At 48.5% G+C, this 7,574-nt stretch carries 3 protein-coding genes and 1 tRNA gene; all 4 read right to left on the minus strand.

The features are described 5' to 3' along the window. Positions 1-298: 298 nt before the first annotated feature. Positions 299-3,199: a two-component regulator propeller domain-containing protein gene (locus DW657_RS13415; protein WP_233547070.1), complete on the minus strand. Its 2,901-nt coding sequence runs from the start codon at positions 3,197-3,199 to the stop codon at positions 299-301. A gap of 338 nt (positions 3,200-3,537) precedes the next feature. Then, a complete protein-coding gene (locus DW657_RS13420) occupies positions 3,538-5,997 on the minus strand; it encodes a glycoside hydrolase family 2 TIM barrel-domain containing protein (RefSeq protein WP_118312994.1) in 2,460 nt (819 codons plus the stop codon). Positions 5,998-6,088: 91 nt separating this feature from the next. Beyond that, positions 6,089-7,165: a glycosyl hydrolase 53 family protein gene (locus tag DW657_RS13425; RefSeq protein ID WP_118312978.1), complete on the minus strand. Its 1,077-nt coding sequence runs from the start codon at positions 7,163-7,165 to the stop codon at positions 6,089-6,091. Positions 7,166-7,403: 238 nt separating this feature from the next. Next, a tRNA-Phe gene (locus DW657_RS13430) sits at positions 7,404-7,476 on the minus strand. Positions 7,477-7,574 lie beyond the last annotated feature (98 nt).

Consider the following 7,574-nt stretch of genomic DNA (forward strand, 5'->3'; position numbering starts at 1 on the left):
ATTACATAAGAATTAACAGAGTATTGTCTTAAATTGTTTACTATAAATTGATACTTATTTTTTCTTTCTTGTACATAAATCAATTACTGCATCCCATCTTGAGGTGTTTCGCTCAATACCTCTTTCAGTTTAGACCAATAGTGCTTGATAGTCCACGCATGGACCTGTACTTCGATTCAAGGTGCAAAATTACTAATTTTTAATAACTTAAGCAAGAATTAAAACATAAAATAACGAATTTTGCCTAAAATCATAACATTTTTCTGTAAAGTTATGATTTTAGGCAACATTTTCACTCCTAACTGCGCATAAACTCGGTAGGAGTCATTCCAAACGCCTTGGAGAAGCACTTGGAGAAATAACTGCTGTTAGAGAAGCCTACGGTGTACATTACCTCCGACACGCTGAACTTGCCCGCCTTTAATAATTTTGCCGCCTTCTGCATTCTCATATCACGGATATACTCCACCGGAGTCTGACCCGTAATTGCCTTCAGCTTGCGGTAAAGCTGCTTATTTCCCATGCCCATCTTCTCCTGAAGCACCGACACGTTAAAGTCGGAATCCACCATATTCTCTTCTATCGTCTCCTTAATCTCGTCGAGCAGTTTCTTATCCATCTCATCGATCTCAACTTCCGGAAGAGTCTGCTGACCATTGAGATTTACGATCATTGCCGACTCTGATTCGCTGTCGGAAGCATTCACATCGAGATTAGAAACTACCAGATGATTCACTTCATCGAACGAACGGTGAGCGGCAGCATTCTTCAGCTCATCGGCAAGGTTGGCATAGAACTTCATACGCGCCTGCACCTGCTCCAGAATTTCCTCCTTCTGCTTTTTCGCCTCCTTCAACTGCTTTCTTACGAAATGGGCATTGATGACCCAGGCTATACCCACAATCAGAAGGGTAAGATAGAACAGCTTGCACCAGATGGTGAGATACCATGGTGGAAGAACGGAGATTTCGAGCTGATAAACTTCATCTCCGATATTTCCCTCGCCATCCACCACATGTACGGTGAGATGATAATCGCCATACGACAATCCATTGTAAGTGATGTCAAGATCGCCCTTGTCCAGATAATGCCACTCGTGGTCGCTACCCTCCAGACGGTAGGCATAGACGGCGGTAGGATGATCGGCAAAAGGCAAATCAGACAGCTGGAGCGTGAAGTTGTTCTCATCATGCTCAAGAACAAGCGTCTTCAGTCCTACTGGCGAAACGCCCGGTGTTCCCTCAATGTTCTCGTCGAGCAAGGCATCCTGGGTCTGTCTGCCATTCACCACGATACCCGCCAGAAGCAGCTGCGCCTTGTCGTCCTTCGGCATGGAAAGGTCGGCACGGATGGAGATGAAGCCATCGTTACCACCCATCACCACTTCGTGGTTCAGCTTGGAATAATAGATATTATTCGGACTCTCCATCGGAATGAAGAATCGGAAACTGTTGTTCTCAGGATCCAGCACGCTGCAGACATTGCCTGCCACCACCCAGACCTTGTTTTCCACATCGCACATGGAGACCACCTTCGCATCAATCTTCCATTCCTTGCTTTCCAGTTCCTTGCCCTTCATCGGCAGGTTCACCATAAAGCACTTCACGCTGGCATTGTATCCTACCCACACATTGCCGTTGCCAGATTTCATCAGATAATTGATGGCATCATTGCCTGGGATATGTGAGATGCGAAGGGTACGGGTATCGATACGGTCGAGATGATTATAAGAGGAAGCCCAGACGAATCCCTTGCCATCAAGTACCAGCTGACCGATGTGCAGCCCCGAGAGGGCGTTCTTTCCCTTGTCTGAGAAATGATGGTCTGCCACACAGGTGGCAGTAGCTGCTGATGAGAGCGAGATGGCTGCCAGAAGGCGCTGCTTGTCAAGCACGAAGACGCCACCCTGATAAGATGCCATCCACATTCTGCCCATCTGATCCTGAAGAATATCATAAGCCCAGGCAGTAGAATACTTGCCGCTCTTGTCATAGACGATGAAGTTGAGCAACTTTCCCGTACTCTTCTGATAGAGGTTGATGCCGTGGTCTGTACAGATCCATACATCCCCCTCCTTGTCTTCATAAATCTTGCGCACACGGTTGTGAGCAAGAGGAGCCGAAGGATTGTTCTGTTTATACCATACCACATTCTGATATTCAGATGCAGTTCCCTGCACGCGCACTCCCTCTGCATAGTGAATCAAGCCGTTGGTTCCGCCCATCCACCAGTCGCCGCTGCGGGTCTGAAGGATAGCATGCAGACAATTGCCCTCGCCCGAGAAGGTAATCTTATCGAGCGAAGTGAAGCGATAGTAGGTATGGGTAGATAAACGGGAAAGTCCGTGATCGGTACCGATCCACACATTCTGCCACTTATCCACATAGCAGGACCATACGATATTGTTGGGGATGGTTGCCTCATTGCGCGAGTCGTGAACGAAATGCTCCAGACTGTTGTTCATCGCCATGCGATAAAGTCCATTATCCGTACCGATATAGAGATTGCCATCCTGGTCTTCGTCCAGACACTTCACGGAGTTTCCATCCAGCGCCGCAATCTTGGAGAAGTTCTGCAAAGCCTGGTCGGCACAGTACAAGGCTCCCTCGGTACCTATCCAGTAACAGTGGCGCTTGGCATCGTAAGCCAGGGCATTCACCAGCGGCTGTGCTCCGGGAGTCAGGAGAATCTGGCGCTGGTTGAGACGGAGTCCGGAGAGAGAACCCACCAGAAGTCCCTTCTGCGTATGCAGGATAGCATACACATCGTTGCCAAAGGCATCTTTCCTGCCCTTCATATCAAGCACTCGCAACTCCCTTGCCATCTTTTTCCTACCCTTGCCTTCATCTGATTCCATCGCTGGCGCAGAAGCATAGATTCCCTTCTGCGTATCAAACTTCAGCATTCCATTGCCCGTAGCCAGATAGAGCATACTACCCTCGAAGCCGAGCGAATTGATGCGGATATGACTAAAGGTATGGGAAGCAAAATGACGATAGTCGTGATAGCCATCATAACTATAGAGACCGTTGTCGGTACCCAGCCAGACTACTCCTGATGTATCTTGGGTAATAGCATAGACAGCCTGAGCACCATCCAGGGTGGTGTTGACGAAACGTTGCGCATGGAGCGCTATGGTTATAAAAAGCATAGCTATCGCCATGCTTATTTTAGATAAAGCGGTTAGTGATTTGTTCATAGCTGCAAAAATACACATTATTCACGACAATGCCAAATATTATTAGAGAAAAATAACAATAGAATAAGGAGAAGTTCCGTCCAGGCCTATGGAAAACGGATGAAAGGATAAGGAGAAGATACTCAAAGTATAGAAAGAAGTTGTTGAAAGAATAGGGAGAAATTGTTGGTACCATTAGAAGAAATCTCCGTTCAATACTGCTGAACGTATGTTCAACAGTGCTGAACACACATTCAACAGTGCTGAACATACATTCAACGTCGCTGAACGAAGAATTCCCCTAGGAGCAAGAACTTCTTCTCCTAGGGGAATCTATAATTATCATTAATAAGTTTGTATTATATTGCCTGCAGCGTAAGCGACTTTTCCATATTGCGCTTGCCATTCTTTACTGTGAGGATGATGTCGCCCTTCTGTGCCTTGCTCTGAACAACAATAACGAGTTTGCCAGAGAAGAGTCGCATGTGTGGCTGAGTGAAGGAATCGAGCGAAGTAGCATCACCATTGCATGCTGCCTTGAAGGTTCCGGCACCCTTTACCTCGAAGGTAAGTTCATCATCGGCGAGCGGACACTCGTTGCCGTCCTTGTCCAGGAGGCTCACGGTGATGAAGGCAAGATCGTTGCCATCGGCATTCAGCAGCACGTTGTGCTCATCGGTGCATCCCTCTACCATGCAGGCGATAGGCTCATGGTCTGGAGTCTCCACGCTGAACTTCATCTGCGCTGGTTCGCCGGCTGTACGCTTCACATCCTCGCCCACCTTGTCGCCATACTGGTTGTAGGTAACCACGCGAATCTCGCCCGGTTCATACTTCACATTGTTCCAGCGGAGGCGATAGCGGTCCAATCGGCTTGACTTGTCCTTACGAACTCTGCCCTGACTCTTGCCATTCACGAAAAGCTCGCCTTCCACACCATCAGTGTAGCAATATACTGGGGTAACCTGTCCTTCCCTGCCCTTCCAGTTCCAGTGAGGAAGAAGATGGGTGGTATGCTGGTGCTCGTTCCAGCGGGCACGATACATATAATATCGGTCCTTTGGAAGTCCGGCAAGGTCGCAGATACCAAAGTAGCTGCTGCGGCTTGGCCAGTAAGTATCGTAAGGAGTCGGCTCGCCCAGATAGTCATAGCCCGTCCACACGAACTCTCCGATCACCCAACTGTAATCATCCTGCATCTTCCAGTCATCATCCGGAAGATTACTCCAGGAGCAATACTCCGTGTCATAGCTGGAGCACTGGCCGTCGGCGTATGGATTGTTGTTGCTGGCACGCACCTGAACCGGGAACTTATACACGCCACGGGAGCTGACGGTAGATGCCGTCTCGGAACCCAGAAGGAAGCCCTGAGGCAACTGCTCGATATTCTTATAATATTTATGTACACGATAGTTGAAGCCCGGAACGTCCATTACCTGGGCAAATCCACTCTTCAGGGCAGCCTCAGCCTGATCCATACCCTGGGTTACAGGGCGGGATGGGTCGTACTGATGACAGATATCCTGCAGATGCTTGGAAATCTCCTTACCCTCCTTGCTCCACTGCTCAGGAATCTCGTTACCGATACTCCACATGATGATGCTAGGATGGTTGCGATGGTGCTTCACCAGGTTGGTCATATCCCTGTCGCTCCACTCCTTGAAGAACTTGGCGTAGCCATTCTGGCACTTAGGATAAATCCACATATCGAAGCTCTCTGCCATTACCATCATACCGAGGGAATCGCAGATTTCCATCTGCATGGTAGAAGGCATGTTGTGGGCTGTACGGATGGCATCGCAACCCATCTCCTTCATCGTCTTGATCTGGCGGATGAGTGCCGCCTTGTTCTCTGCAGCTCCCAACGGACCGAGGTCGTGGTGCAGGCAGACACCCTTGATCTTGCGGGTGATGCCATTGAGCTGGAAACCATTATTCCTGGATACCGAGATGGTACGGATACCGGTCTTCAGCGTCTGGACATCAGCCACCTTCTTTCCTTCATATCGGGTTAACTTCACCTGATAGAGATAAGGAGATTCCGGAGACCAGAGCTGAGGGTTCGATACCTTCAGGGTAGTCTTGATGGCTGGGGTGGCACCAGAGATCGTCTGCTCGGCAACCTTTGTACCAGCCTCATCAAGCAAGGCGATGACGGTTTTTCCCGACTTTCCAATCTTTCCTTCTAAGAGAGCATTCACTTCTACTTCAGCCTCCTGCCTGTCTGCTTTCAGGGTACGCACGAAGGTATCCCAGGTAGAGAAGTTCTCGTTGCCGTAAAGTTCCACGGAAACCGGACGGTAAAGACCGCCGCCTGGATACCATCGGCTGCTTTCCTCTACATTGTTGAGATGAACCTCTACGAGATTCTTCTTTCCGCCAAACTTCACGTAAGGTGTGATGTCGATGCGGAAGGCATTGTAGCCGTAAGCCCATCTGCCAGCCTCCTTGCCATTCACGCTTACCACAGGCTGACTCATCGCACCATCAAAAACGAGGACGGCACGCTTGTAGCCCTTCGGCAACTGAAGATTCATCTTATACATACCCTCTCCAATCCAAGGGAGAGCTCCAGAGCGTCCCGACTTCTCGGTTTTCTCCTTTTCGCCATTCTGCTCGATAGCCACCATCTGCAGATCCCATTTCTTATCGAAAGGACCCGCGATAGCCCAGTCGTGAGGCACGGCTACCTGAGACCACGCTTTGCCATCGCGGGAGAAATCCCACGATGGCAAATTAATGACTTTTCTACTCTGTGCCTGACACATGGTAGAAAGCGCCAGGGCGAGAGACACAAAAGTAATGCTTCTCTTGATCATATCTTTTTCTTCTAAGTTAGTACAATATTCCATTTTAAAATTCGCTTTCTATCGCTCCCAGAGGAAACGAAGAAAGCTAACTCTTACCGGATTACTTGAAAGCATCGAGTGCAGCGGTTGGCTTGCCGCTGTTGTCGAAGGCTCCCTTGTCGTAGCCGTTCCAGCCGCTGTTGCACTCAGGCTCCCAGTAGAACACGCCCTCGCAGGTAGAGATTGCCTTGCAGCCATCCACCATCTTCTTGAGGAATGGAGCAGCATTCTCAGAATTCCACACCATACCAATCTCAGAGATGATGACATCGCAGTTGTATTTGCCGGAAAGGGTCTTGATGTTGCTGAGACAAGCATCGGATACCTGCTCCCAAGTCTTGTCAGTAATCCAATCTGGATAGAGCGACATACCGATGACATCCCACTTGGCACCATTCTGCTTCAAGCCATCAAACATCCAGGTATATTGGCTCAGATTGTTTCCCTTGTCGAGATGCACTATCACCTTAGCCTCCGGATAAACCGCCTTGACGGCATCATAACCGGCATTGATATAAGCGACAAAATTAGCCATATTCTTAGAGGCACGGCCTGTTACCTTCAGGGCAGCATCGCCAACCTCATCATTCCAGAGCATTCCGTCGGTGGTCTCGTTACCTACCTGTACCCACTCTACGTTGACGCCTCTTGCCTTCAAGGCATTCAATACATCCTTGGTATGATCGGCAACCGCCTGCTTCATCTGCTCGAAATCATAGTTTTTCCAGGCAGCAGGAACGCCCTGCTTGGATGGGTCTGCCCAGGTATCAGAGTAGTGGAAGTCAATCATCAGACGCATACCGAGCTGCTGAGCTCTCCATGCCTTTGCCACCACATCATTCTTTCCGTTCCATCCATCCTCTGGGTTTACCCATACACGAAGGCGGATGGAGTTCATGCCGAGGTCGCGGAGAAGCGCCATGCACTCAGTAGCCTTACCGTTAGCATTATAGAACTTCTTTCCGTTCTGCTCCATCTCAGTAATCCAACTTACATCGGCTCCCTTGGCGAAGCCACTCATATCGTATGTCTTCTCCTTTTCGGGAGTGGTATTATCATCATTGCTGCAACTCGTGCCCGTGATAGAAAACAAGAGCGCTGTAGCCAGCAATATGGCTTTTCCTAAAATATTCTTCATTGTTCTTTTGTTTTTTTTGTTTGATTTCGATTGCAAAAGTAGGTTAGAATACCGCAATCTCACGCTAAATATCAGACAAATCTAGCAACAAAAGGGACAAATACCCGAAATATATCGAAGAAAAAGGGAAAAGAAAGAAAAAAGACGCAGGATTCCAGACTGCTATGCGCCCTGAAAGGGCAAAAGCCTTATAAACACCAAAAAGCCGAACCTCTTTGAAAAAGTTCGGCTTTTTAAGTGGTACCACCAGGAATCGAACCGGGGACACAAGGATTTTCAGTCCTTTGCTCTACCAACTGAGCTATGGCACCATACTCTTACAGATGATTTCTCATTTGCGGGTGCAAAGGTACAACAATTATTTGATTCCACCAAATTTTTAAGTGAAAAACTTTTCAAAAAAGATAAA

This window comes from Prevotella sp. AM23-5, from assembly GCF_003473645.1.
GTDB classification, from domain to species: Bacteria; Bacteroidota; Bacteroidia; order Bacteroidales; family Bacteroidaceae; genus Prevotella; species Prevotella copri_A.